The organism is Kaistia soli DSM 19436, from assembly GCF_900129325.1.
Lineage (GTDB): Bacteria > Pseudomonadota > Alphaproteobacteria > Rhizobiales > Kaistiaceae > Kaistia > Kaistia soli.
The window spans coordinates 1,194,543-1,217,369 of the sequence record NZ_FQUP01000001.1; the positions used below are offsets into that span (position 1 = coordinate 1,194,543).

Here is a 22,827-nt window from a genome sequence, read left to right on the forward strand (position 1 = left end):
TTTCGTGGACAAGCCTGCTTTGCCTGTCGGGCTCATCACCCAGATCAAGGCCACGACGCGCGCCATGGTTCTCGCGGCGGGCGGCGACGCGGAGGTCGAGGCGCTGACCGGCGCCTCGCGCGGCCAGATTTCGAAATGGAAGCTCGATCACCATCCCGACCTGATGCCGATCTGGGCGATCGCCGCCATCGCCTTCAAGACGCAGGACATCAGCTTTGCGGCGATGCTGGCCGAGATGGCGTCGCATCAGGTTGTCCCCGTCGTCGGCGACGGGCCGAGCGATGCGAACGCGGCCGATTTCGTCGATGACCTGATCGGCCTTGCGCGCACCGGCGCCGAGATGAAATCGGCGCTTGGCGAAGCGATGTCCGACCGCAGCGTCACGCCCGCCGAGGCGCGGGTCGTGCTCAGCGAGATCAGCAAGCACAAGCAGACGATCACGCGCACCGAGCGCCGGCTCGCCCGTGTCGCCGCGCGGGGGAACCGCTGATGGCCTGGACACCAGAGACGGAACGGGATCTGCGGCGGCTATGGGCGCGGGGCGACACGGCAACGATGATCGGCATCGCGCTCCATTGCAGCCGCAACGCCGTGCTCGGCAAGGTGCACCGGCTGAAGCTCGAGGCGCGGGCGCCTGACGGCGGGCCGGGCGGCAAGCCGCGCACGGAGCCGAAGGCCGTGAAGGCGGGGCAGCCGGCGGCGGTTCGCGCGCTTGTCGATCCCGCTGGCGACAAGGGCCGCGCCGGGCGCCGGCATGGGCCGCCGAAGGGGCGGAAGCCGGCGAACAATTTCGGCTTCTTCGGCAAGCCGGCGGCCGCGCCGCTGCCGCCTCGGCTTGACCTCGTTGAGGCCGAGCCTACGCGGTCGGGGGCTATTCCAATCGATGACGCGATCGGCGGGCAATGCCACTGGCCGCTGTGGGGCAGCGTGCCGGTCGCCGATCTGCCGCCCTCCGAGCGGCTCGTCTGCGCAGCGCCTGCGAGGGTGATATGCGAGGGCGAGGGCGGCAAGATCCTCGACATCTACTGCGAAGCACATCGATCGCGCGCCTCGGCGCCGGGCAAGCCTGTGCGGCTCGGGCCGCCGCCGTTGCCGCGCGACATGGCCGATGGCGGGCATACCAGCACGCGGCGGGGTGCGCTGTGACGCGCGCGGCCGACATCAAGGTCGTCTCGCTTGCGGGCGACGACGGAAAGCGGCGCAGCGTCGCCGAGCGGATCTGCGGCAATTGCGGTGCACGGGGCCATGTGCCGAGCCGCGGTGCCACCGGGCGCGGCATGCCGCCTGAGGCCATCAATCGCATGTTCCGGGCCAAGGGCTGGGAACTCGGCATCGCCGCCTTCAGCGAACGCTGCCCGGACTGTGTCGCCGCCGCGAAAATCTCCGAGACGATGGAGGAGCCGGCCATGCCGGAGATCAAATCCCCGAACAGCATCGCGGCGATTGCAGCGCTTCCTGCCACCGCACCGCGCAGCATTACGCCCGACGATCGCCGGCTGATCTTCGTCAAGCTCGGCGACGTCTATGACGACGGCGCCGGCGGCTATGTCGTGGGCTGGACCGACAAGCGCGTTTCGCAGGATCTTGGGTGTCCCCTCGCCTGGGTGAGCGAGGTCCGCGAACAGATGTTCGGGCCGCTGAAGGCCAATCCGGAGATTCTGGCGCTGCTCGAGGAGTGTCGCAGGATCTTGGACAAGGCCGAGGAACGGTTCATGGCCGCGCAGCGCCAGCACAATGAGACCGTGCTTGCGATCAGCGCGGCCGACAAGCGGCTCTCTGCCGAGGGCGCCCGCGTTGTCGATGTCTTCCGGGGCATTACCGAAGACATGGACCGGACGCGGGCCAAGCTGCGCAAGATCGAGCAGGCGGTGTTGCCATGAGCGAGCCGCGCCTTTTCCTCGGTGGCCGCGTGACGCTCCATCCCGGCGATTGCCGCGAGATGATCCGGCGCATTCCCGATGCCTCGATCGACAGCGTCGTCACTGATCCGCCCTATGCGCTTGTCTCGATCGGCAAGCGATTCGGCAAGGAAGGCGCCGCGCCCTCGAAGCCCGGCAAGACGGGCGCCTATGCCCGCGCCTCGGCGGGCTTCATGGGCAAGGCCTGGGACACCGGCGAGACGGCGTTTGCGGAGGAATTCTGGGCCGAGGTGCTGCGCGTGCTGAAGCCCGGCGGCCATGTCGTGGCCTTCGGCGGCACGCGCTCCTATCACCGGCTCGCCTGCGCGATCGAGGATGCCGGATTTGAGATCCGCGATCAGTTGGCGTGGTGTTACGGCGCGGGATTTCCCAAATCGCACGACATTGCCAAGGCGATCGACAAGAGGGGGGGGGCATTACCGCGGCAAGCGCGGGATGCCGATACCTTTCCAGTCGAGTGCAAAGGGGCAGGAATACGAGCGCACCGAGAAGGGCTCGGCTGTGCTTGACGACGCGAAGGCTTGGGAAGGCTGGGGCACAGCGCTCAAGCCGGCCTGGGAACCGATCGTGCTGGCGCGCAAGGCGCTTGTCGGCACCGTCGCCGAGACCGTGCTTGCGCATGGCTGCGGCGGGTTGAACATCGACGGATGCAGAATCCCGGTTGGCGATGGCGATCGACTTGTCAGTTTCGAGCGCGCCGCTGGCGATGTCAGTCGGGAGAACTGGCGCAAAGGCACGTGCGTCGGTGGCGGCAAGCCGGTCGATCATGGCCGCTGGCCGGCGAACATCCTGCATGACGGCAGCGATGAGGTGCTTGCGGCGTTCCCGGAGTCGGGCGGCAGCGTGCAGCGCACCGGAAAGCGCACCGGGGTGCTTGGCGACTTTGGAGGCCAGGCGCAAGTCGTCATGGGGCACGACGACGCTGGTGGCTCGGCTGCCCGGTTTTTCTATTCGGCCAAGGCGGACGCGCATGACCGGATCGGCTCCAAGCATCCGACCGTCAAGCCTGTCGACCTGATGCAATGGCTTTGCCGGCTGGTGACGCCGCCGGGCGGCACGGTGCTCGATCCCTTCGCCGGCAGCGGCACGACCGGCGAGGCGGCCTGGCGCGAGGGCTTTTTCGCCGTGCTGATCGAGCGCGAGGCCGAATACCAGGCCGACATCGCGCGGCGGATGGATCTCGCCACCGCCGGCCCGGCGACCCGCAAGGCCGAGAGCACGAAGGCGCGCGGCCGCGCCGCCGACATGGCCGGGACGCTTTTCGACCAGCCGGAGGCAGCGGAGTGACCGTCAAACGCCCGATCGCGATCGCGTTGTCAGATTCCGAACTCGCTCTCCTGCAAGAGAGCGTCTGGGTTTGGGAGGACTCGTATCGGTCATCACGGTTCAAGGCGAAGGCCCAGGGCCGCGCCGATGACGTGCGCCACTGTGACAGGAAGATCGCTGCGCTGCGGAACCTGAAGGCGCGGCTTTATCGCGTCAAGGCAGCGTCATGACCATCTCCGATGCCATGCGGGCCTTTGTCGAGGAGGCGCGCGCCGTCTCGATCGACACCGAGGTTTCCCGCCGCGGCCTGAAGCTGATGCGACACGGAAGCGAGCTGGTCGGCCCCTGCCCTGTCTGCGGCGGACGGGATCGCTTCTCCGTCAATTTGCGCAAGGGCGTCTTCATGTGCCGCCAGGGCGGCGTCGCGGGCGACGTCATCGCCTTGGTCGAATATCTCGATGCGACGGATTTCCTTGGCGCTTGCGAGACCTTGACCGGCAGACCGCCGCCGAAGGGCGAAAGCCGCGGGCCGGACCCGGAAGAGCTGGCGCGGCGCGAAGCACTGCGGCTTGCCGCCGAGGCCGAGCGGGAACGCGGCGAGCGCGACTATCGCGAGGAAGAACGGGCGCGGATGTGGCGGCTTTGGACCGCTGCTGCCGCTGTGACCGATGGCTCGCCCGTCGACCGCTATCTCGAGCGGCGACGCCTGCCACTGATGCGCGGCGTGGCGCTGAAGGTGATCGACTCGCAGCCCTATTTCGAGGGCGGCAGCGAGATCTGGCGCGGCCCGGCGATGATCGCGGCCATCGTCGATGGCGCCGGCACCTTCAGCGGCGCGCATCTGACCTGGATCGACCCGGTCACCTTCGGCAAGGCCGAGATCGTCGACCCGGCGACCGGCGAGGTGCTGCCGGCCAAGAAGGTGCGCGGCTCGATGCGCGGCGGGCATATTCCGCTCTCGAAGCCGCTGGCGCCCTGTCGCCTCGTCATTGGCGAGGGGATCGAGACCGTGCTCTCCGTCCGCCATGCCATGCAGCATGTGCATGGCGGCGGCTATGACGCGGCGACGCTCTATTGGTCGGCGGTTTCGCTCGGCAATCTCGGCGGGCGGGCAAGCGAGACCATCCCGCATCCGACGCTCGCCACAACCGACAAGCTCGGCCGCCGGCGGCGGGTCAAGGTGCCCGGCCCTATCCCGGCCGAGGACAGCGACGGGCGGCCGGGGCTGATGCCGCCAGAGGCGATCGACGAGGTGATCATCCTTGGCGATGGCGACAGCGACCGCTTCACGACCGAGCAGCACCTGGCGCGGGCCTCTGCCCGCTGGAAGCGCGCCGGGCGGCGGATCCGCATCGCCTTCGCGCCGTCCGGCCATGATTTCAATGATGTCCTGCGGAGAACAGCATGACCAGAAGCCCCGCAGAGACGGACCCCGGCGATGTCGAGACGGTGGCAGCGATTGTCGGGGGCGGGGAAGCCGATTCCCTTGGTGAACCCCTTTCGGAAGAGACCGGGTTTGAAGGGGTGGAAGCGCTTGACGAGATCCAGCCCGAGGAGGGCGACGGCGGTAAGCCGACCGAGCCGCAGGCCTGGGGCTTCGATATCGACTGGATGAACGACAACTTCGCCCTGGTCCTGATGGGATCGAAGGCCGTCGTCATTCGCGAGCAGAACGTCGGGCCGATCGAGGATCGGGTGCGCATTTTGTCGATCGACGCGTTCAGGGAGAAGTTTCTCAACAAAAGGACGCAGATCATGTCGGGAGACAAGGTCAAGACGGTCACATGGGCCGATCGTTGGCGCACGCATACCAAGCGGCGGACCTTCGACGGGATCGAGTTCTTTCCGAATCCCGATGGCGCCCTATCGACGCCCGGTTATTTGAACCTCTATCGCGGCTTCAGCGTGACGCCGAAGGCCAAGCCGCACGGCTATGACGTGCTGCTCGACCATATGCGCAACAATATCTGCCATGGCGACGCCGAGCTGTTCCGATGGCTGTTCGGCTGGTTCGCGCACATGATGCAGCGGCCGCGCGAGCGGATCGGCACGGCGCTTGTCGTGCGCGGGCGCATGGGCGCCGGCAAGACGATCGTCGGCGAGTTCATGGGCTCGCTGATCGCCTCGCACTACTTCCTCGTCGGCGACGCGCGCTACATCACCGGCAACTTCAACGCCCATATGGCGAGCTGCCTGCTGTTGCAGGCCGAGGAAGCGGTCTGGGCCGGCGACAAGGCGGCCGAGGGCCGGCTGAAGGATCTCGTCACGGCCGAGATCCAGATGATCGAACAGAAGTCGATCGACCCGATTCGGCTGAAGAACTTTGTCCGCCTGATCATGACGTCGAACGAGGATTGGGTCGTGCCGGCGGGCAAGGATGAGCGGCGCTTTGCCGTCTTCGACGTGCATCCGCGCTGTGCGCAGAACCATGACTATTTCCGCGAGATGCGGGAGGAGATGGATAATGGCGGGCGCGAGGCGCTGCTCGCCGACCTGCTCGCCTTCGATCTCTCGACGGTCAACCTTCGCCAGATCCCGATGACGTCGGCGCTGCTTGAGCAGAAGTTCCGCTCGCTCGACACGGTCGAGGCCTGGTGGCTCGAGCGGCTCATGGATGGCTCGACGAAGCGCGGCGGCGGCGATTGGAAGGCCGAGGTCGCGGTCGACACGCTCTATGACGACTATGTGGCGCAGGCCGAGAAGATCGGCGTCAAGCGCAAGGCCGAGAAGGTCCAGTTTGCGATCAAGCTCGGCAAGCTCGTGCCAGGCCTGCAGAAGACCCGGCCGTGGGTGACGGACGATCACAACGTGCGCCGACGCACCTGGTCTTACGTGCTGCCTGACCTTGCCACCTGCCGCGCTTTGCTCACCCGCGCCGTCGGACAGGAGATCGACTGGCCGGATATGGGCGACGAGGAGGCGGCATGAGCCGATTTTCCGCGTTTTGGTCCAAGGTTACTTGGACCGCGCGCCGTCACTTGGACCAAAATTCGTCAATGAAATCAACGGCCGGTCCAGGCTGTCCAAGTGGTCCAAGTAAAAAGCCTCACGGGCGCGCGAAGCGGCCGCGACAGCCCCAAAAATTGCCCCTTCCCGCTCTCGGGGGAAAGAGACGCCGATGAGACAAATACCAGCAACCTCAAAATTACCTGGACCACTTGGACCACTTGGACCGGCTCAACAAAATCAACGGGTTAACATGGTCCAGGTACTCTCTTTTCTCTCAATCAACCTTGGACCACTTGGACCAAGCCGGAACGGGGATGAAACGGCGATGACGAACGGCAGGACGTGGCGGATTGGCGATCTGGTCGACATGCTGCCGCCTCTGGCCGAGGCCGAGATAGCCGCGCCGGGGCTAAATGGCAGCCAATGGTTCGTGCTTTCGGTTGAGCCGCGATGCGAGCGCCGCGTGCTGGCCGACCTCGGCAAGGCGCGCATGCCGGGCTATGTGCCCGAGCAGGCCGTCATGCGGAAGGCGCCGCATCGCCGCCGCTATGCGCGCTGCCTGATGCCGCTGCTGCCCGGCTATGTGTTCGTCGACCTTGCGCCTACGCCGGACGCATGGGCCGCGGCGCGGGCCGTGCGCGGCGTCAATAGCTTCGTCAAGGGCGCGAACGGCATCAATCCGCTGTGCGTTCCTGATGATGTTGTCGGCGATATCATGTCGGCCGAGGCGCGCGGGATGTTCGCCGACGATGACCGCCGCATCGTCAAGACGGGCGTGCGGGTGGCGGTCATAGGCGGGCCGTATGACGGCATGGCCGGTGTCGTCACGCGCGGCGGGCTGGTGACGGCACAGCTGCGGTTCGATGATTGGTCGGCCAAGCGTGCGCCGATCACGATCGCCGTTGACCGACTCGGTGTTCTCGCGTAACGCTCAAGGCAGGATCTGCGAGAGATCTTGTCGCGCTCGGCTTCGGCTTTGAGGAATGCGCTGCTCGCACCCGGAAGACGGCCCTAGCCGCTCTTCGCGATGGAAATGTATTGCCCGGATGCAGAGATGCAGGCCGGGCATTTGTGTGTCTAGGGGTATGACGCACAACCGGCCGCGGCTGCAGACATTGAAGCCGGCTATCGCGACGCTCGACACGCGCACGGCGATGCCGCCGCCTAAGGTCGCCAATCCCTTCTATCTGTCGACCGCATGGCGCGCTCTGGTCGCCGAAGTGACTGCCGAGCGCGGTCCTCTATGCCAGGATCCATTGTGCAAGCGGGCCAGTCGGTACGCATCGCGTGTCTTCGCTGATCACGTTGTAGAGCTTCAGGACGGCGGCGCGCCTCTCGACAAGGGCAACATCCTCCTGCGCTGCGGATCGTGCCACACGCGCAAGACGCTGGCCGTGAGGGCCGAGCGGCAGCGCGCCTGACCAGAGGGAGGGGTGGGGTCAAAGTCTGGGGGTCCAAGGGGCCTCCAACCGCTTGGGGTCTCACCCGCACAATTTTTTTGCCATGGCAGACAATTTCGACCTCTTTGGCGACACGGTTCCTAACCACTTCGGTGGAAGGGGTCGGCCTCCGCATGTCCCGACCAACGAAAACCGTAACAAAGTCAAGATGTTGCTGGCGTTGGGCTGGGAGAATGAGCGGATCGCCAATGCCCTTTCGATCACGCCGCCGACGCTGAAGAAGCATTATTTTCGCGAAATGAAGTTCCGCGACGAGATGCGCGATCGGCTCGAAAGCCGCTACGCCATGATCGTCTGGATGGGTGTTGAGGAGCGGAGCGGGGCGGCGTTCAAGGAGTTCCGCCGCATCATCGATCACAGCGCCGCCGAGAATGCGGACGGGCGCGTTCGTGGCCGTGGCGCTCCGAAAGCGCCGAAGCCGCCAAAGCTTGGCAAAAAGGAAGAGCGGAAGCTCGCCGCCGAGAGCGTCGGCGGCAAATTCTCGCCGCCAGCGCCGCCCAAACTGATTGTGGACAATAACCGCTGATGCAGTGGTCGACCGCGTGTCGCGATTGGGAACGGCGGATCGTCGAGGGTCGATCGCTGATCGCCTTCGATCCTCTGTTCCCGGACGAGGCAGAGGCAGCCCTCGCCGTCTTCAAGTCGCTCCGCATCGTCGATGCGCCAGGCCAGCCAACTTTTGGCGAGGCCTGCGATGAATGGGTATTCGACTTCGTCCGGGCGATCTTCGGTGCCTATGATCACGGCACCGCGCGCCGCCTGATCCGCGAGTTCTTCCTGCTGATCAGCAAGAAGAACTCAAAGTCGACGATTGCCGCCGGGATCATGTTGACGGCGCTCATCCGAAACTGGCGGTTTTCGGCGGAACTGCTGATCCTGGCGCCGACGCTCGAGATCGCCAACAACAGCTACAAGCCAGCGGCCGATATGGTTCGTGCCGATCCCGAGCTCGACGCTCTTCTGCATATTCAGGATAATTTCCGGCAGATCACGCACCGGATAACCGGCGCGGTGCTTAAGGTCGTGGCGGCCGACACCGATACGGTCGGCGGCAAGAAGGCGGCTTTCGTCCTGATCGACGAGCTGTGGATCTTCGGAAAGCGGCCGAACGCCGACGCGATGCTGCGCGAGGCAACGGGCGGGCTGGTTTCCCGTCCAGAGGGCTTCGTCATCTATCTCTCGACGCAGTCTGACACGCCGCCCGCGGGCGTCTTCAAGGCCAAGCTCGATTATTTCCGGGCTGTGCGCGATGGCGACGTCGAGGACAATAAGAGCCTTGGCGTGATCTACGAGTTCCCGAAGGCGATGATCGCGGCCAAGGCGTACCTGGTGCCCGCGAACTTCTACATCACCAACCCGAATATCGGTCGATCGGTCGATCGGGAGTGGATCGAAGGCGAGTTGGTTAAGGAGTTAGGAACGACAGGCGGCGGCACGCTGCAAACGTTCCTGTCAAAGCATCTCAATATCGAGATCGGGCTCAATCTCCGGAATGATCGCTGGGCTGGTGTCGATCATTGGGATGCCGCGGTCGAGCCCGAGATGACGCTCAGTGAGCTTCTCGATCGTGCCGAGGTGGTGACGATCGGCATCGACGGCGGCGGCCTCGACGATCTGTTTGGCCTGGCTGTCATCGGTCGTGAGGCTGAAACGCAGCGCTGGCTGCATTGGTCGAAGTCATGGGCTTATGAGGTGGCGCTCGAACGCCGCAAGGCCGAGGCAGCCCGCTTACAGGATTTCGCGACGCAAGGCGATCTGGTCATCGTCAAGCGGCTCGGCGACGACATCGAAGAGATCGCCGACCTGGTCGCCAGCATCGAAGAGACCGGCAAGCTTGCTCAGGTCGGCCTCGATCCGGTTGGTATCGGCGCCATCGTCGACGCCATGGCGCTTCGCGGTATCGAGGGCGCCGAGCGGATCCACGGCATCTCGCAGGGTTGGAAGATGTCGGGAGCCATCAAGACGCTGGAGCGCAAGCTTGCCGACGGCACGTTTGTCCATTGCGGGCAGCCGATCATGGCATGGGCGGTCGCGAATGCCCGTGTCGAGCCGAAGGGCAATGCCGTCACGATCACGAAGCAAATTTCCGGCTCCGGCAAAATTGATCCGCTGATGGCGACGTTCAACGCTGCGGCCCTTATGAGCCGCAACCCCGCCGCAATCGGCGGCCCGTCCGTCTATGAAACCCGTGGCATCCTCGAGGTCGAGATCTGACATGAGCCGTCCTTCGGTATCCGATCTCGTCGCGATCGTCGGCGTCGGTCTCATCGGCTTTGGCGCCTGGCTGATATTCCCGCCGGCTGGATACATCGTTGTCGGGTCGCTGCTGCTCGCCGGCGCGGTGCTTGGGGCTAGGGGCGCCTGATGTCGTTCCTCGCGAGCATCTTCGGGCAAACGAGTTCGGTCGCCGATAACTCGGGATGGTTTGTCCGCGCCGTCGGCTTCGGCAAGACGAAGGCGGGCACGGTCGTTTCTGAGCACAATGCCCGCAATCAGCCGGTGGTCTATGCCTGCGTCAACCGGATCGCCAATCCGATCGCCCGGTTTCCGCTCAAGATGTTCAAGCGGGACAAGGACGGCGGCTCCAAAGAGGTCACGAGCGAGCAGCATCCGCTCGCGCGCGGTCTGGCGATGCGGCCGAACGAATTTATGTCGTCGCGAACGCTCCGGAAGACGGTCCAGGGTCACGCGCTCCTGTGGGGCAATGGCTATGTCGAGATTGAGCGCAACCAGCGAGGTCAGTCGGTTGGTCTCTGGCCTCTTCTCCCAGATCGCACACGTCCGGTGCGCGAGGGGAATGCATTCTTCTACCGGACGAACATTGCTGGTGAGACATTTGATATCGATTCCGGCAACGTCATCCATGTGATGGACCAGAGCCATGATGGCTATGTTGGTCAATCGCCGATCTGGCATGCGCGTAATGCGCTCGGCCTGGCCTTTGCGATGGAGGAGTTCGGCTCCAAGTTCTTTGCGAACGACGCCAAGAGCGGCGGGTTCCTCCAGCATCCAGGAAGGCTAGGCACCGAGGCGCGCGCCAACCTGAAAAAGGCGCCGGAGGAGCGGACGGACGCGGGTGCCAGCCTTGAACGACAGGGCGGGCTCGACAATGCGCACCGGGTCAAGATCCTTGAGGAGGGCATGAAATTCGTCTCGACGACGATCCCCCAGGATGATGCGCAGTTTCTTGGGTCGCGCGAATTCCAGATTGCCGAGATCGCCCGCATCTTTGACGTGCCGCTTGTGCTGCTGCAGAGCCATGAGAAGTCCACTTCATGGGGATCCGGCATCGAGCAACTGATGATCGGGTTCGTGCGTCAGACGATCGACCCCTGGGTCGATGCCTGGGAACAGGAACTCAACTGGAAGCTCTTCACCGAGGAGGAGCGAAGCGAAGGCTTCTTCGTGAAGTTCAACATGAACGCGATTCTGCGGGGCGACATGGCCGCGCGCGCCGCGTTTTATGGCGGACTGTTCCAGGTCGGCGCGATCTCGCCCAACCAGGTGCTGGCGCTCGAGGATTTCGAAGGGATCGGCCCGGACGGCGATCACCATTTCGTGCCAGCCGCCATGACGCCGCTCGATCGCGCCATCAACCCGCCCGAGCCGCCGCCGCAGTTGCCATCACCGCCAAAGGAACCAGCATGAGATATGCTCACATATTGCTTGCGGTCACCGAGGAGCGCTGGGCGATCCGCGAGGAAAAGCTGCAGGCAATCCTCGACTTTCTGGCTCTGCAGGCGGCGGGCGGCAAGCTCTCGGCCGAAGAGATCGAAGCGCGGGTCACCAAGCAGACGGAGCGCGATGTCGCGCGCCAGCAGGGCAGCGTCGCCATCCTCCCGCTGCGCGGCGTCATCGCGAACCGCATGTCGATGATGGACGATATTTCGGGGGGCACCTCGTCCGAAGGCTTTGGTCGCTTGTTCCAGGCGGCGGTTCGCGACGGGAGCACGAAAGCGATCGTCATCGACGTGGATTCGCCTGGCGGCGCTGTCAGTGGCAGCGACGAGCTTGCGAGCCTGATCTACAGCGCGCGCGGCCAGAAGCCGATCATTGCGCATGTGAACGCGACGGCCGCCAGCGCTGCCTACTGGATCGCATCGGCTGCCGACGAGGTCGTTGTGACGCCCTCGGGCAGCGTCGGTTCGATCGGCGTGTTTGGCGTGCACAACGATGTCAGCGGCGCACTGACAGCGCAGGGCGTCAAGAAAACACTTGTGAGCGCCGGCAAGTTCAAGACGGCGGGCAACCCCTATGAGCCGCTCGACGAGGAAACCCGGGCGCGCATGCAGGCGCGCGTCGATACTGCCTACGAGATGTTCGTCCGGACGGTCGCCCGCAACCGTGGCGTCGCCCTGAATTCTGTGCGCAACGGTTTCGGCCAGGGCGACATGGTCGACGCCGAGCCTGCGGTTGCCGAAGGCATGGCCGACCGAGTCGGAACGCTCGAGGAGACGCTGCAGCGCTTCGGCGCCTCGCTTTATGCGCCGGTCGCGAAGCGCAAGGCTTTTGCTCCGCAACGCGAGCGCCGCGCGCTCGATCTCTGATCTCATCACTCGCCTGCCCTCGCAGGGAGGTCGTTCGCGTGCCGGCGCGAGCGATCGCTGTTGTTCGTCCGGCCTCACCCGAGGGTAACATGGGAAAATATCGCAACACCGGCCTGCTCGCTGTGGTGACGGCCGCCCTTCTCGTCGCCGTTGTCGTCATGGTCGGCATCGACGGATCGACGCTGCATCACGCCATCGCGTCGATTGCGGATCCGCACGCGATGTCTGTTGCATCGCTTGCCGCACTGGCGCCGCTCCGCGAAAAGCGCGTGGCGCTCGTCAAGGGCATGAAAGACATGCTCGCACTCACCGAAGCCGAAAATCGTGATCTCTCGGCTGAGGAACAGACGTCCTATGACGGCCTCAAGGCCGAAAAGGACGCTCTCGATAAGCGCATTGCCCGCCTTGATGAGCTGATGGATGCGGACGCCGCCCTTGACGCTGTTGTCCCGGCCGCTGGCCGTCGTTCTGGCATCGAGGCGCCGCGCCGCCCCAACGAGGCGAAAAAGGACTTCGAGAACTTCGGCGAGTTCATGAACGCTGTTCGCTTCAATCCGAACGATCAGCGCCTCAACTTCGTCGAGAGCGCGGGCCGCGGCGAGGATGATCTCTCTGCCGAGATGCGGATGGACACCAACACGCAGGGCGGCTTCATGGTGCCACCGCAGTTGCGGCAGACGCTTATGTCGGTCCCGCCACAGGATGCGCTCGTCCGTCCGCGCGCCAACGTCATCCCTGCCGGGTCGCCGCCGGATGCGGGCATCACCATGCCGGCCCTCGATCAGACGGGCTCCAATCCCGGCAACATGTTCGGCGGCATGACCTTCAACTGGATCGAGGAGGGCGGCGAGAAGCCGGAGACCGATGCCAAGCTCCGCGAGGTCACGCTGACTCCGCACGAAATCGCGGGCTTCGTCACCGTCACCGACAAGCTGTTGCGCAACTGGCAGGCTGCGAACAGCTTCGTCGAGTCGCTGATGCGCGCCGGCGTCATCGCTGCAGAAGACTATGCCTTCCTGCAGGGCTCCGGCATCGGCAAGCCGCTGGGCATTATCAATGCCGGCGTGACCCGCTGGATCAATCGCGCCACCGCCAACCATGTCGCCTATCTCGACCTGGTCACGATGGCGTCGCGCCTGCTGATGCGCGGCGTAAGTTCGCCTGTCTGGTCGATGCCGCAGTCGGCTCTGGTCGACATTGCGACGATGACCGATCCGGAAGGGCACTATATCTGGCAGGCCAATGCCAAGGACGGCTTTGCAGGCACCCTGCTCGGCTATCCGGTGCGTTGGAACAACCGCGCTCCGGCCCTTGGCTCGAAGGGCGACATCATCCTTGCTGACTGGTCCTACTACCTGATCAAGGATGGCTCCGGCCCGTTCGTCGCGGCTTCCGAGCACGTCAAGTTCACCTCGAACAAGACGGTCATCAAGATCTTCTGGAACGTCGACGGGTCGCCCTGGCTCACCGCGCCGATCAAGGAAGAGAACGGCTACGAGGTCTCGCCCTTCGTCGGCTTGGACGTTCCGGCCTGATCCGGCGCGATCGCGCTGCCCGGACAGGTGCTGGGCAGCTCCCACTTCCCCTTCCCCTCTTTGGAAAGGATCGGCGCGATGCGCGACCTCCTCAATTCTATCCATCCGGTCCGGGCCATCAGCCCGGCCGCCGCGGTGGCCGACAATACGCCTATCGTCTCCCAGATCATCGATACGGCCGGCTATGAAAGCCTGACGTTCCTGATCTTGATCGGCGCACTTGCAGACGCCGACGCGGCCTTCGCCGTCAGCCTGACCCATGGCGATGCTGCCAATCTCTCGGATGGTGTGGCGGTCCCCGCCGCGAATATCCTTGGCGGCCTCGCCAATGCGAACTTCACCTTCTCCGATGACGACAAGGTCCGGAAGGTCGGTTACCTCGGCTCGAAGCGCTATGTGCGCCTCACGATCACGCCGGCGAACAATACGGGCAACGCCTTCGTCTCGGCACTGGCGCTGCTTGGTGCGGGACGCTTCCGTCCGACGTCGAACCCGCCCGCCTAATCCATCATTCCTGCGCACTGACGGAGGCAATCGCCTCCGTCCTTTCATGGAGTTGATCATGGCTTACAAAGTCATTGCCGAATGTGTTGATCAGCGCAGCGGCGTGCGGCTCTTCCCTGGCGACCTCTTCGAGGATCCGACCGAAGAGCAGTTTGCCCGGCTCGTCCGGGCGGGATGCCTTCACCCGAAGAAGGTGTCGGCGAAGGCCAAGCCCGCAAAGGATGCGCCCGGCGCCGATGACCAGTCCGGTGCGGGCGCCTCGTCGGCTGGGGCCGGAAGCGATGCCTCCGCGGACGACGCGGGCGCCAATGGCGGTGACGACTCTGGCCAGAGCGGCGCCGATCAGGGCGCGACCGGCTGATCATGATGCTGGTTGAGGTCACGCCGCCCGAGGCGCTGCCGATTTCCGCCGCCGACGCAAGGTCGAGGCTCGGCCTTGGCGCCGGCGTGTCGGAAGATCTGCTCGAAGCGCTGATCGGCGCCGTGACGGGCAAGGTCGACGGTCCTGACGGCGTCCTTGGCCGGGCGCTCGTCACCCAGGTCTGGAACCTCGTTTTGCCGTCATGGCCGGAGGGCGATGTCATCATCCCGATGCTGCCTTTGCAGGCGATCGAGGCCGTGACCTATCGCGACCCTGACGGCGTCACCCAGACAATGCCTGTCGGCGACTATCAGGTTGTTCTTGGCTCGCGCGGATCTCCGGGCCGTGTGGCGCGCGGCTATGGGCGTTCGTGGCCGTCGATCCGGCCATGCAGAGATGCCGTGACTGTGCGCTTTCGTGCCGGCTATGGCGAGCCGGAAGACGTGCCAGAGGCCATTCGCACGGCCATCGTTCTTCAAGTCTCGCACCTGCAGTCGATGTCGTCGCCAGACGGCTTCGTGATCCGGGAGCGCGTCGACGGCGTGGGGCAAACCGACTTCGCCGACAAGGGGGTCTCAGGTCAGGCGCTCTGCGGCGCGGCCGAGGCGATGCTAGCGCCCTTCAAGGTATATCTGTGACGCCCGAAACCGCCCTAGCGATGTATCGCCGCCAGATCGACAAGCATGGCGAGCCTGTCGCGCTGCGGCGGGTCAATCGACGTCCGGATCCTGACGCGGATCTTCCTATTCGCGCGCGTGTCCTGAGCCAAGCGAAGCCCGACGATCTCGTCAATGCCGTGTCGCAGTCCAATCGTGTCATCGTGATGCTCGCGGCAGACATCGAGGCGAGCGATTGGCCTGGCCCGCCGCTGAAGGGTGACAAGGTCATCCTGCGCGGGCGCGCGCTCACCATCACGGCGGTCGACGACGACAAGCGGCGTATCGCCGGCGTGCTCATCGCCTATGAGATCACGGCAGGCGGTTGATGGCGGTCCGGACCAAGATCGAGCCGATCGAGCGCGACGTGCGGATCATTATCGACGATCTGCTATCGCCGGAGGCGCAGAGCGCGGCTTTTGCGGGCTTTGCCCGCACACATCTCGCCGAAGCCGAGCGAGTCAATGCTGCAGCCCTCGGCTTCGTGCCGCCGCACGAGCAATATGTTGATGGGCGCCGCGGTGCCGTGCTCGAGACGGTCCGTCCTGACGGCGTGATCATTTTCGAGTTCGAGCTTCTGCCGGACATCTTCGCGTGGATCGGCAAGGCCCTCGTCGAGGCGTCGCCGCGCAAGACCGGGAAATACAGCGAGTCGCATCTGTTTCTCGCCGACGGCGTCGTCGTACCGCCCGGCGCAGCGGCTCCGCAGGCGAGCGAGTATGTCTTCGTCAACAGCCAGCCCTATGCGCGCAAGATCGACCGCGGCCTGTCGAACCAAGCTCCCGACGGGGTCTATCAGGCCGTTGCGGTGCTGGCCCGGCAGCGCTTCGGGAACATAGCCATGATTTCGTTTGGCTATGAGGCGCTGCAGACGGGGGCCATCCATGATTGGGCGGGCAGCGCGCGCGGCGCGGCCTGGGCGCGGCGGCATCGCCGGAAGCGCGACGCGGCGCAGTGGTTGCGCAAGCAGCCGGCTATCTTCATCAGGAGCCACTAGATGCCGCTTGCAGGCGTTGTTGCCGCCGTCGAGGGGCGGCTCGCGGACTTTTGGAGCCGCTGCCCTGTGCGTGGTTTCCAGAGCGACGACGGCAGTGCGCCGCTCGATGGATCGGCCTTCCTCGAGGTGCAGTATCCTTATGCGAGTTCGGACCAGATCACGATCGGCGCGCCCGGCAACAACATGTTCCGCGAGGAAGGCGCATTTCGCCTGGTGCTGAACGTCCCGCGCGACACCAATGGCCGCGCGGACGCATTGCCATGGTCGGACGAGCTTGCCGCGCTGTTCCGCAGCAAGCATTTCGGCGGAATTCCCGGGCTGACAGGCATCACGACCTGGTCGCCCTCAAGCCCGGTGATCGACGACGCCACCGATGACGGCAACTATCTCGTGCTCGCCATCGCGGTTCCCTACCAGGCCAATTTCCTCGCCTGATCTTCTCTCATCCTGACGGAGACGTTTCATGCCCGACCTTCAGTCGACGAACCGCGTTGCCATCGCGAAGGTCCGCGAGACGACCTTCGGCGTCATCCCGGCCAACCCTGCCTTCAAGGCGATCCGGCAGACATCGTCGCCGTTGTCCGCCTCGCCGCAGACAGTAGTTTCCGACGAGATCCGCGGCGACCGGCAGGTGACTGACCTCATCTTGGTCGGCCAGCAGGCCGGCGGCGACATTGCCGGCGAGCTCTCGTTCCGCAGCAATGATGATGATCTCGAGGAGGCCTTGCAGGGCTCCTGGTCGAATAACCCGGTCATCACCAATGTGACGGCCGATACGGAGATCTCCGACGTCAGCACGACGGCTCTGACTGTAGCCGCCGGCGGCGCGGCGTTCGTCGCCGGCATGCTGGTGTTGCTGTCCGGCTTCGCGACCGCGGGCAACAACAAGGTGGCGCGCGTCGCCGCCTCGACGGGCACGTCTGTCACCTTCCCTGCCGCCACCTTCACGGCCGAAGGTGTGGTTCCGGTCGGCGCCGCGGCCCGCGTCGTCGGTTTCGCAGGTGCCGCCGGCGATCTTGTCGCGACGGTGACGGGCGGCAACGCCCTGACCTCGACCCTGCTCGATTTCACGACGCTCGGCCTCTCGGTCGGCGAATGGGTCAGGATTGGCGGCGCATCGGCCGGCAGCCAGTTTGCGACGGCGGCAGCGAACGGCTGGGCGCGCGTCTCGGCAGTCGCCGCCGGCCGGCTTTCCTTCGATCGCGTGCCGCTGGGCTTCGGCGCGGACGCGGGCACGGGCAAGACGATCGAGGTCTATACCGGCGACTTCCTGGTCAACGGATCGACGAAGCGCTCGAACACGATTGAGCGGCAGTTTCTCGACCATTCGCCCGTGAGCTACGAATATCTGCGCGGTATGACGCTGGACTCCTTCGTGCTCGATCTGCCCGCGCAGCAGATCGCCAAGGTAACGCGGACCTATGTCGGCAAAGATGCGACGGTCGGGTCGGCGCGGACGGCAGGCGCCACGGATATCGCGGCGCCGACCAATGACGTGATGAACACCTCGTCCAATGTTGGGCGCATAGGCCTCGGCGGCGCGGCCGTCGCCGGCCCCAATTATGTGATGTCGGCGCGGATCGAGTTCCGCAACAATATCCGCCGCCAGAACGCGATTGGCGATGTTGGCGCAGTTGGTACCGGCAACGGCGAATTCACCTGTACCGGCGCGATCGAGAGCTATTTCGGCGATCGGACCGAATACGCCAAGGTGCTCAGCAACGAGGAAACATCGTTCGATGTCCGCCTCGGCGGCACCGATGCCAATGGGGAGGCGCTGCTGTTCGACCTTCCCAAAGTCAAATATGCCGGCGGCGCGCCCTCCGTCTCCGGAAAGAACGCCGACGTCATGATCAACGCCTCGTTTCAGGCGCTGCGCGATCCGGTGCTCGGCTACACGGCTTCGGTCGGCCGCTTCTGGTACCTGCCCTAAGAGACGGGTGCCGCAGCCTTTGCCGGCGCCCGTCGGCTCGGCCTTGCCGGCTTGGCGGGCGCGGCAACCGGCTCCAGCTTGATGATAACCGGATTGGGGAAGTGGTCGTTGATCGCGCCCGTCGCAGCATCGACGCCGATCCCGATCAACCCGCCGACGACGAGATTGCCGGCCATGCCGGCGGTCCCTGCCCCAGTGGCGTGAACGCCTACAGGAACAACCTGGCTGGCATAGCCGGGCGCTTCGGCGGTAACGACAAAGGATTTGTTACGCGGCGCCTTCACCAGACATGACCCGGTGCAGACGTTCCCAAGGGTTGTGGTGATCTTGGCGGTGGCCGGTGTCACCTGGATCGAGACATCTTCATTGGCGCCACGCGTAATCGTGCCGCATCCGGCGAGCGCAAGGCCCGCCGCTACTACTGAAACCAGCTTGAACATTGAGCCCCCACGGCTTTTCGGAAGGCCAGCATCCTTGCAAGGCCGCAACCGGAAGTCGATAGCCATTTGAGGTATGACGCGATGGAACTCTCTAATCTCCGGGTAAACCTTGTAAACATCGAGCAGGGCGCCTGGGTGAACAAGATCCCTGGACTTGGCGATATGGCACTGAAGGTTCGGGGCTTCGGCAATGCCGACTACGAGCGCGTCAGTTCGGAGCTTGTGGCGGCCCTGCCCCTGGCGGCGCGCGGTGATGAGAAGGAATCAAACCGGATCGCGACGACGCTGCTCGTCGAGACGGTGTTGCTCGACTGGAGCGGGTTGACCGCCGACGCAAAGCCGGTTCCGTTCTCCAAGGAGAAGGCGTTCGAGTTGCTTTCCGATCCTGCGTACCGGGATCTCGCCAACGGCGTCTCGTGGGCTGCGCAGCGCGTCGCGCGGATCTTCGACGACAGCATCGAGGCCGACGCAAAAAACTGACAGAGGCGCTCGCTTGGTACCTTGATTGGGGTGACCAGGCCGAGCGCATCGCGGCTGCTGCCGGTCCGGAGGGCGCAGCCGACTTGCCGTTCATGCAATCGCGCCCTGCCCTTGCCCGTCATCTCTTGTTCGAGTGGACGGCCTTTCGCCGTCTGGCGCTCGACCGCCCCCGGGGCTTCGGTATTGCCCCGATCCCATGGTCGTCGATCGATCGCTACGCCAATCGCTTCGGCATCGCCGACCCTGATCGCTTCGAGCGCTTTTCCCGTCTGATGATGGCAATGGACGCCGCTGTGCTGCGGATCGCCACCGAAAAGGACGTCGCCCCCTGATGGCCACCGAACTTGAAACCATCCGCCGCGTTCGCGTCGAGGCGACGACCTCCGGTGTCGAAAAGGCGACGGCGGCGCTCGAGGGCCTGGCTGGCGCGCAGCAGCAGGTCGGGACGAGCGGCGTGCAAATGGGCGCGTCGACTGATACCGGGGCAAAGAAGATCACGTCGGCCGCCGGCGCCTATCAGCGCCTCGTCCTCACGATCGATGCGGCTGCCAAGTCGCAGTTCGAGTTCGAGCGCGGCCAGCGCAAGATCACGAATGCACTGGAACAGGGGCTCATCAGCACGCAGGAGGCGGCGCGTTCGACCGACCTGCTGCGCGCCAAATGGGTGCTGAACGACAATGCCGTGCAGGCGGCCGGCAAGAGTTCCGGCCGGACGGCAGCGCAGCTTTCCAACCTGTCGTTTCAGTTGAACGACATCGCGTCCGGTCTCGCGATGGGGCAGTCGCCATTCACGATCCTGGCGCAGCAGGGCGGCCAGCTTCTGCAAGTTCTGCAGATGGGCGAAGGCGGCATTTCCGGCACCTTCGCCAAGGTAGCAGCGTCCATTGCCGCTGTCGCGACGCCCGCCAATATCGCGGGCGCCGCGGTTGTTGCGCTCGGCGCCGGCTTTCTCGCCTATAGCGCGCTCAGCCGCAGCACATTGCCGACCGTCGATGAGGCGATCAAAACCCACACCGACCTTATCGCCAAGATCAAGGAACAGTATGGCGAGGCGACGATCGCCGCCAACGAATATGCCCGCGACAGCAAGGCGGTGGTGGGCGCCGCCCTAAGGGGCGACATCACCGCGCTGCAAAAGCAGGCGCAGGCTGCCACGACGGATTTTGTCAATTCGGTCACCTCCCAGCAGTCCCAATCCAGATCGGGACAAGGCCCCCGCGTCGTTTCGGGGGAATTCGCCGCTTTCAAGGCTGAGATCGAAGATTTTCGTCGCTCGATCAAGGATGGGATTGGCGACTTCTCCGCCTTACGCGAAGCCATCGCGGTGAAGATGAACGCTGAGCCAGCCAACAAGTCGTTGCAGGAACTCGGCGCGCGCTTCATGGAGAATTCCAAGGAGCTTCTGAAGGTTACTGGCAATCTCGACCAGGCCAGCGGCACGATGGACAAGTTCGCTCGCGACGCCGCCACGGCGGCGCTGAACGTCAAGGCGCTCACGAAAGCGCTGAACGACATGGCCGATGTCGCCAAGATCGCGCCGACCGACGAAGAACAGGCGCGAAACGCATATGCGCGCGGGCTGCTGACGGCAAGGACAGCAGGTGACTTCGAGCGGGTGCGCGCAGCCAACGCGGCGGCTCAGGATCGCATTGCCGGCGCCAATATGCCGTTGCCGGGCAAGAAGCCCAATCTGACCGACTATGACACCGACGCCCCTTACACCGCCCAATTCCGCGGTGCGCAGGATCGGATCCGAGATCTGCTGCTCGAGACGACGGCCCTCGGCAAGGCCTCCGGAGCGGCTGAAAGCTATCGCCTGCAGCAAAAGATTCTGACCGAGTTGCAGCGCGACGGCGGCGTTGTAACGGAAGATCAGCGCAAGCAGATCGAGCAACTCGCTGACGCCTACGGAGTCTTGGTTGAGGCGCAGAAGCGAGCGGCTCTGACCCGTGATCTGAACTTCGAAAAGGAGCAGATCGGCCGCAATCCTGTCGATCAGAACATCGCAACGCAGATGCGGGCGATCTATGGCGATAGCTATCTCCAGCACATGGAGGATTTTGGCGCCATCCAGATCCGCAACAATGCGGCGCTCAAGGCGATGGCTGATGCCGGCAAGTCAGCGCGCGACGCCATGGAAACGCTGCAGCTCCGCCTGGCACTGATCGGAAAGCCGGCAGAAGAGGCAGCGGCGGCGATGGCCGGCCTTCAGGCCGATCAGCAGGCGCGCGATGCTGGCATCGCCGGCACCAGCCAGGCCGCCAGCATTCGAGAAGCGGCTGTTGCCCAGGCCCATTATAATTCAGTCGCCGAACGAACCGTCGCGGCCTGGGACGAGATCAAGGATACGGGCGGCAGCGCGATCGACAGCTTCGTCGACAAGATCGCCGACGGGACGCTCTCGCTTGAATCGTTCCTCGATGTCGCAAAGGACATCGGCAAGGAAATCCTGAAGCTTGGGGTCGCCAATCCGCTGAAGAATGCCTTGTTCGGCGATAATCTGCCGACGCTCGACGATGCGCGGGGGGTGCTCGGCCAAGTCTTCGGCGGGAAGTCCAATCCGATCACCGACGCCGCGTCGTCGCTCGCGACTTCTGCTGTTGCATCGATGAATGTGACGGCCGCCTCCGTCGTCATCAATGGCGGTATCGGCGCGGCGCTGGGGGCAAACGACAACATCCTTCCCAAGGGGATCGGCTCTGACGCCGTTGCGGGCGGCGCGCTGAATTATGCCCGCGGAAGCTTCCAGCAGGTCAATGACAAGCTGAAGGATATCCTGCAGACGGCGGCGTCGCAGTTCCCGATGAAGGTCGACGCCATCAGCGGTTTCCGCGCTGGCGATCCGCGCTTCCACGGTCAGGGCCTTGCGACCGATGTTCAGATTTTTGACAAGCTCGGCAAGGCGATCCCGAATTATCAGAGTGGCGCGGGCTTCCGGACTTATGAGCAGTTCGCCCAGACGGCGCGGCAAGTGCAGCTCGAGAAATACCCGGAGCTGACGGACCAGTTTCGCTGGGGCGGCTACTTCTCGGGACCGAAAGGCAAATACGGCGCCGCCGACGCGATGCACTTCGATCTTGGGGGAAACAAGGTCGGCATGGGCGGCGGGTCATGGGAGGGCGGCCTCAATTCGGCGCAGCGCAATTACTTCCCGGAAGCCGAGAGCGTCGGCAAGTCTTTCCGATCCGTTGCGGCAGCATCGGACGTAGCCGCGAAGTCAGCATCCGGGCTCGGTGGTGGTCTCGGGGATCTGACGAACAGCGTCTCCGGGGCGGCGTCGAAGATCGGCCAGCTGGCGGGCGGAGGCAGCGGGATCTCGCTGGGAGGCCTCAACTATGCCGCCCTCGGCGCACCTGCGGCCGGCGGCGTCTATGCCAAAGGTGATGCCTTCCTCCATGGTGCGCCGATGCGCTTTGCGCGCGGCGATATCTTCCACAAGAGCACGCTGTTCCCGATGGCCAATGGCGGCGTCGGCGAGATGGGCGAGGCTGGCCCGGAGGCGATCATGCCGCTGCGCCGGGATGCCAGCGGCCGGCTCGGCGTGGCAAGTACTGGCAAGGGTGGCGGCGGGATGAACGTCGTCATCAACAACAACCATTCCGGCGCCAAGGTGACGGCAGAAGAGCGGGTCAATGAAAAGACCGGCCAGCGCGAACTGGTGGCGACGGTCGATGAGATGACCGCGACCAGCATTCGCCGCCGCGGCGGTGCCACCTCGCGCGAACTTGCCGGCATGGGCGTCGCCCCGCGCACGCGGAAGCTCGGCTAAGTCATGGCTTA

General features: G+C 64.7%; 26 protein-coding genes. 25 read left to right on the plus strand and 1 reads right to left on the minus strand.

Translation table 11 applies throughout. The features are described 5' to 3' along the window. The first annotated feature begins 4 nt into the window (after nucleotides 1-4). From BUB39_RS05770 to BUB39_RS05875, 22 genes are all read left to right on the plus strand, one after another. Nucleotides 5-490: a hypothetical protein gene (locus BUB39_RS05770; protein WP_073051984.1), complete on the plus strand. Its 486-nt coding sequence runs from the start codon at nucleotides 5-7 to the stop codon at nucleotides 488-490. Further along, nucleotides 490-1,146, plus strand: coding sequence for a GcrA family cell cycle regulator (locus BUB39_RS05775; protein WP_073051985.1), 657 nt, complete (start codon nucleotides 490-492; stop codon nucleotides 1,144-1,146). Before BUB39_RS05770 ends, BUB39_RS05775 begins: the two co-directional genes overlap by 1 nt. Next, nucleotides 1,143-1,880: a hypothetical protein gene (locus tag BUB39_RS05780; protein ID WP_073051986.1), complete on the plus strand. Its 738-nt coding sequence runs from the start codon at nucleotides 1,143-1,145 to the stop codon at nucleotides 1,878-1,880. The genes BUB39_RS05775 and BUB39_RS05780 overlap by 4 nt, the downstream gene beginning before the upstream one ends. After that, nucleotides 1,877-2,428, plus strand: coding sequence for a DNA methyltransferase (locus BUB39_RS05785; protein ID WP_084526915.1), 552 nt, complete (start codon nucleotides 1,877-1,879; stop codon nucleotides 2,426-2,428). Before BUB39_RS05780 ends, BUB39_RS05785 begins: the two co-directional genes overlap by 4 nt. Beyond that, nucleotides 2,355-3,206 (plus strand): DNA methyltransferase, encoded by an 852-nt coding sequence (locus tag BUB39_RS05790; protein ID WP_084526916.1) that lies wholly within the window; start codon nucleotides 2,355-2,357, stop codon nucleotides 3,204-3,206. Before BUB39_RS05785 ends, BUB39_RS05790 begins: the two co-directional genes overlap by 74 nt. 205 nt (nucleotides 3,207-3,411) lie before the next feature. Further along, a complete protein-coding gene (locus BUB39_RS05800; protein ID WP_084526917.1) occupies nucleotides 3,412-4,593 on the plus strand; it encodes a DUF7146 domain-containing protein in 1,182 nt (393 codons plus the stop codon). Then, complete coding sequence (locus tag BUB39_RS05805; RefSeq protein WP_073051989.1) at nucleotides 4,590-6,113, plus strand: primase-helicase family protein; 1,524 nt, start codon at nucleotides 4,590-4,592, stop codon at nucleotides 6,111-6,113. The genes BUB39_RS05800 and BUB39_RS05805 overlap by 4 nt, the downstream gene beginning before the upstream one ends. Before the next feature lie 346 nt (nucleotides 6,114-6,459). Next, nucleotides 6,460-7,062, plus strand: coding sequence for a transcription termination/antitermination protein NusG (gene nusG, locus BUB39_RS05810; RefSeq protein ID WP_073051990.1), 603 nt, complete (start codon nucleotides 6,460-6,462; stop codon nucleotides 7,060-7,062). A gap of 157 nt (nucleotides 7,063-7,219) precedes the next feature. Next, complete coding sequence (locus BUB39_RS05815; RefSeq protein ID WP_073051991.1) at nucleotides 7,220-7,555, plus strand: HNH endonuclease; 336 nt, start codon at nucleotides 7,220-7,222, stop codon at nucleotides 7,553-7,555. 187 nt (nucleotides 7,556-7,742) lie between these two features. Next, complete coding sequence (locus tag BUB39_RS05820; protein ID WP_084526919.1) at nucleotides 7,743-8,120, plus strand: hypothetical protein; 378 nt, start codon at nucleotides 7,743-7,745, stop codon at nucleotides 8,118-8,120. Continuing rightward, a complete protein-coding gene (locus BUB39_RS05825) occupies nucleotides 8,120-9,808 on the plus strand; it encodes a terminase large subunit (protein ID WP_073051993.1) in 1,689 nt (562 codons plus the stop codon). The genes BUB39_RS05820 and BUB39_RS05825 overlap by 1 nt, the downstream gene beginning before the upstream one ends. Before the next feature lies 1 nt (nucleotide 9,809). After that, nucleotides 9,810-9,959: a hypothetical protein gene (locus tag BUB39_RS25420; protein ID WP_175561746.1), complete on the plus strand. Its 150-nt coding sequence runs from the start codon at nucleotides 9,810-9,812 to the stop codon at nucleotides 9,957-9,959. Further along, entirely contained in the window at nucleotides 9,959-11,242 is a 1,284-nt protein-coding gene (locus BUB39_RS05830; protein ID WP_073051994.1) for a phage portal protein, read from the plus strand. Before BUB39_RS25420 ends, BUB39_RS05830 begins: the two co-directional genes overlap by 1 nt. Continuing rightward, nucleotides 11,239-12,141: a S49 family peptidase gene (locus BUB39_RS05835; RefSeq protein WP_073051995.1), complete on the plus strand. Its 903-nt coding sequence runs from the start codon at nucleotides 11,239-11,241 to the stop codon at nucleotides 12,139-12,141. The genes BUB39_RS05830 and BUB39_RS05835 overlap by 4 nt, the downstream gene beginning before the upstream one ends. Before the next feature lie 89 nt (nucleotides 12,142-12,230). Continuing rightward, nucleotides 12,231-13,676, plus strand: coding sequence for a phage major capsid protein (locus tag BUB39_RS05840; RefSeq protein WP_244540158.1), 1,446 nt, complete (start codon nucleotides 12,231-12,233; stop codon nucleotides 13,674-13,676). A gap of 78 nt (nucleotides 13,677-13,754) precedes the next feature. After that, the gene (locus BUB39_RS05845) at nucleotides 13,755-14,180 is read left to right on the plus strand and encodes a hypothetical protein (protein WP_073051996.1); all 426 of its coding nucleotides are present in this window, start codon (nucleotides 13,755-13,757) and stop codon (nucleotides 14,178-14,180) included. A gap of 58 nt (nucleotides 14,181-14,238) precedes the next feature. Beyond that, nucleotides 14,239-14,541 carry a hypothetical protein gene (locus BUB39_RS05850; protein WP_139251345.1) on the plus strand — a complete coding sequence of 101 codons (303 nt, stop codon included), beginning with the start codon at nucleotides 14,239-14,241 and terminating at the stop codon, nucleotides 14,539-14,541. Nucleotides 14,542-14,543: 2 nt separating this feature from the next. After that, nucleotides 14,544-15,179 carry a head-tail connector protein gene (locus BUB39_RS05855; protein WP_073051998.1) on the plus strand — a complete coding sequence of 212 codons (636 nt, stop codon included), beginning with the start codon at nucleotides 14,544-14,546 and terminating at the stop codon, nucleotides 15,177-15,179. Beyond that, a complete protein-coding gene (locus BUB39_RS05860; protein ID WP_073051999.1) occupies nucleotides 15,176-15,526 on the plus strand; it encodes a hypothetical protein in 351 nt (116 codons plus the stop codon). Before BUB39_RS05855 ends, BUB39_RS05860 begins: the two co-directional genes overlap by 4 nt. Next, complete coding sequence (locus tag BUB39_RS05865) at nucleotides 15,526-16,194, plus strand: hypothetical protein (protein ID WP_073052000.1); 669 nt, start codon at nucleotides 15,526-15,528, stop codon at nucleotides 16,192-16,194. Before BUB39_RS05860 ends, BUB39_RS05865 begins: the two co-directional genes overlap by 1 nt. Continuing rightward, entirely contained in the window at nucleotides 16,195-16,629 is a 435-nt protein-coding gene (locus BUB39_RS05870; RefSeq protein ID WP_073052001.1) for a phage tail terminator-like protein, read from the plus strand. A gap of 28 nt (nucleotides 16,630-16,657) precedes the next feature. Beyond that, nucleotides 16,658-18,127, plus strand: coding sequence for a phage tail tube protein (locus tag BUB39_RS05875; RefSeq protein WP_073052002.1), 1,470 nt, complete (start codon nucleotides 16,658-16,660; stop codon nucleotides 18,125-18,127). Here the strand turns inward: BUB39_RS05875 and BUB39_RS05880 are convergent. Beyond that, nucleotides 18,124-18,567 (minus strand): hypothetical protein, encoded by a 444-nt coding sequence (locus tag BUB39_RS05880; protein ID WP_073052003.1) that lies wholly within the window; start codon nucleotides 18,565-18,567, stop codon nucleotides 18,124-18,126. The two genes, BUB39_RS05875 and BUB39_RS05880, sit on opposite strands and share 4 nt — an antisense overlap. A gap of 135 nt (nucleotides 18,568-18,702) precedes the next feature. Here BUB39_RS05880 and BUB39_RS05885 point away from each other — a divergent pair, with 135 nt between their 5' ends. The 3 genes from BUB39_RS05885 (at nucleotide 18,703) to BUB39_RS05895 (ending at nucleotide 22,816) form a co-directional block, all read left to right on the plus strand. Next, nucleotides 18,703-19,047: a hypothetical protein gene (locus BUB39_RS05885; RefSeq protein ID WP_175561748.1), complete on the plus strand. Its 345-nt coding sequence runs from the start codon at nucleotides 18,703-18,705 to the stop codon at nucleotides 19,045-19,047. 92 nt (nucleotides 19,048-19,139) lie between these two features. Continuing rightward, a complete protein-coding gene (locus tag BUB39_RS05890) occupies nucleotides 19,140-19,379 on the plus strand; it encodes a phage tail assembly chaperone (RefSeq protein WP_073052814.1) in 240 nt (79 codons plus the stop codon). Next, nucleotides 19,379-22,816, plus strand: a complete 3,438-nt coding sequence (locus BUB39_RS05895) for a phage tail length tape measure family protein (protein ID WP_073052006.1) — start codon at nucleotides 19,379-19,381, stop codon at nucleotides 22,814-22,816. The genes BUB39_RS05890 and BUB39_RS05895 overlap by 1 nt, the downstream gene beginning before the upstream one ends. Nucleotides 22,817-22,827 lie beyond the last annotated feature (11 nt).

Coding starts and splice junctions, on each gene's coding strand:
- BUB39_RS25420 (WP_175561746.1), top strand. CDS start 9,810: ATGAGCCGTCCTTCGGTATCCGATCTCGTCGCGATCGTCGGCGTCGGT.
- BUB39_RS05830 (WP_073051994.1), top strand. CDS start 9,959: ATGTCGTTCCTCGCGAGCATCTTCGGGCAAACGAGTTCGGTCGCCGAT.
- BUB39_RS05840 (WP_244540158.1), top strand. CDS start 12,231: ATGGGAAAATATCGCAACACCGGCCTGCTCGCTGTGGTGACGGCCGCC.
- BUB39_RS05820 (WP_084526919.1), top strand. CDS start 7,743: ATGTTGCTGGCGTTGGGCTGGGAGAATGAGCGGATCGCCAATGCCCTT.
- BUB39_RS05850 (WP_139251345.1), top strand. CDS start 14,239: ATGGCTTACAAAGTCATTGCCGAATGTGTTGATCAGCGCAGCGGCGTG.
- BUB39_RS05775 (WP_073051985.1), top strand. CDS start 490: ATGGCCTGGACACCAGAGACGGAACGGGATCTGCGGCGGCTATGGGCG.
- BUB39_RS05825 (WP_073051993.1), top strand. CDS start 8,120: ATGCAGTGGTCGACCGCGTGTCGCGATTGGGAACGGCGGATCGTCGAG.
- BUB39_RS05865 (WP_073052000.1), top strand. CDS start 15,526: ATGGCGGTCCGGACCAAGATCGAGCCGATCGAGCGCGACGTGCGGATC.
- BUB39_RS05895 (WP_073052006.1), top strand. CDS start 19,379: ATGGCCACCGAACTTGAAACCATCCGCCGCGTTCGCGTCGAGGCGACG.
- BUB39_RS05805 (WP_073051989.1), top strand. CDS start 4,590: ATGACCAGAAGCCCCGCAGAGACGGACCCCGGCGATGTCGAGACGGTG.
- BUB39_RS05870 (WP_073052001.1), top strand. CDS start 16,195: ATGCCGCTTGCAGGCGTTGTTGCCGCCGTCGAGGGGCGGCTCGCGGAC.
- BUB39_RS05835 (WP_073051995.1), top strand. CDS start 11,239: ATGAGATATGCTCACATATTGCTTGCGGTCACCGAGGAGCGCTGGGCG.
- BUB39_RS05800 (WP_084526917.1), top strand. CDS start 3,412: ATGACCATCTCCGATGCCATGCGGGCCTTTGTCGAGGAGGCGCGCGCC.
- BUB39_RS05880 (WP_073052003.1), bottom strand. CDS start 18,567: ATGTTCAAGCTGGTTTCAGTAGTAGCGGCGGGCCTTGCGCTCGCCGGA.
- BUB39_RS05785 (WP_084526915.1), top strand. CDS start 1,877: ATGAGCGAGCCGCGCCTTTTCCTCGGTGGCCGCGTGACGCTCCATCCC.
- BUB39_RS05855 (WP_073051998.1), top strand. CDS start 14,544: ATGATGCTGGTTGAGGTCACGCCGCCCGAGGCGCTGCCGATTTCCGCC.
- BUB39_RS05790 (WP_084526916.1), top strand. CDS start 2,355: ATGCCGATACCTTTCCAGTCGAGTGCAAAGGGGCAGGAATACGAGCGC.
- BUB39_RS05890 (WP_073052814.1), top strand. CDS start 19,140: ATGCAATCGCGCCCTGCCCTTGCCCGTCATCTCTTGTTCGAGTGGACG.
- BUB39_RS05875 (WP_073052002.1), top strand. CDS start 16,658: ATGCCCGACCTTCAGTCGACGAACCGCGTTGCCATCGCGAAGGTCCGC.
- BUB39_RS05845 (WP_073051996.1), top strand. CDS start 13,755: ATGCGCGACCTCCTCAATTCTATCCATCCGGTCCGGGCCATCAGCCCG.
- BUB39_RS05815 (WP_073051991.1), top strand. CDS start 7,220: ATGACGCACAACCGGCCGCGGCTGCAGACATTGAAGCCGGCTATCGCG.
- nusG (WP_073051990.1), top strand. CDS start 6,460: ATGACGAACGGCAGGACGTGGCGGATTGGCGATCTGGTCGACATGCTG.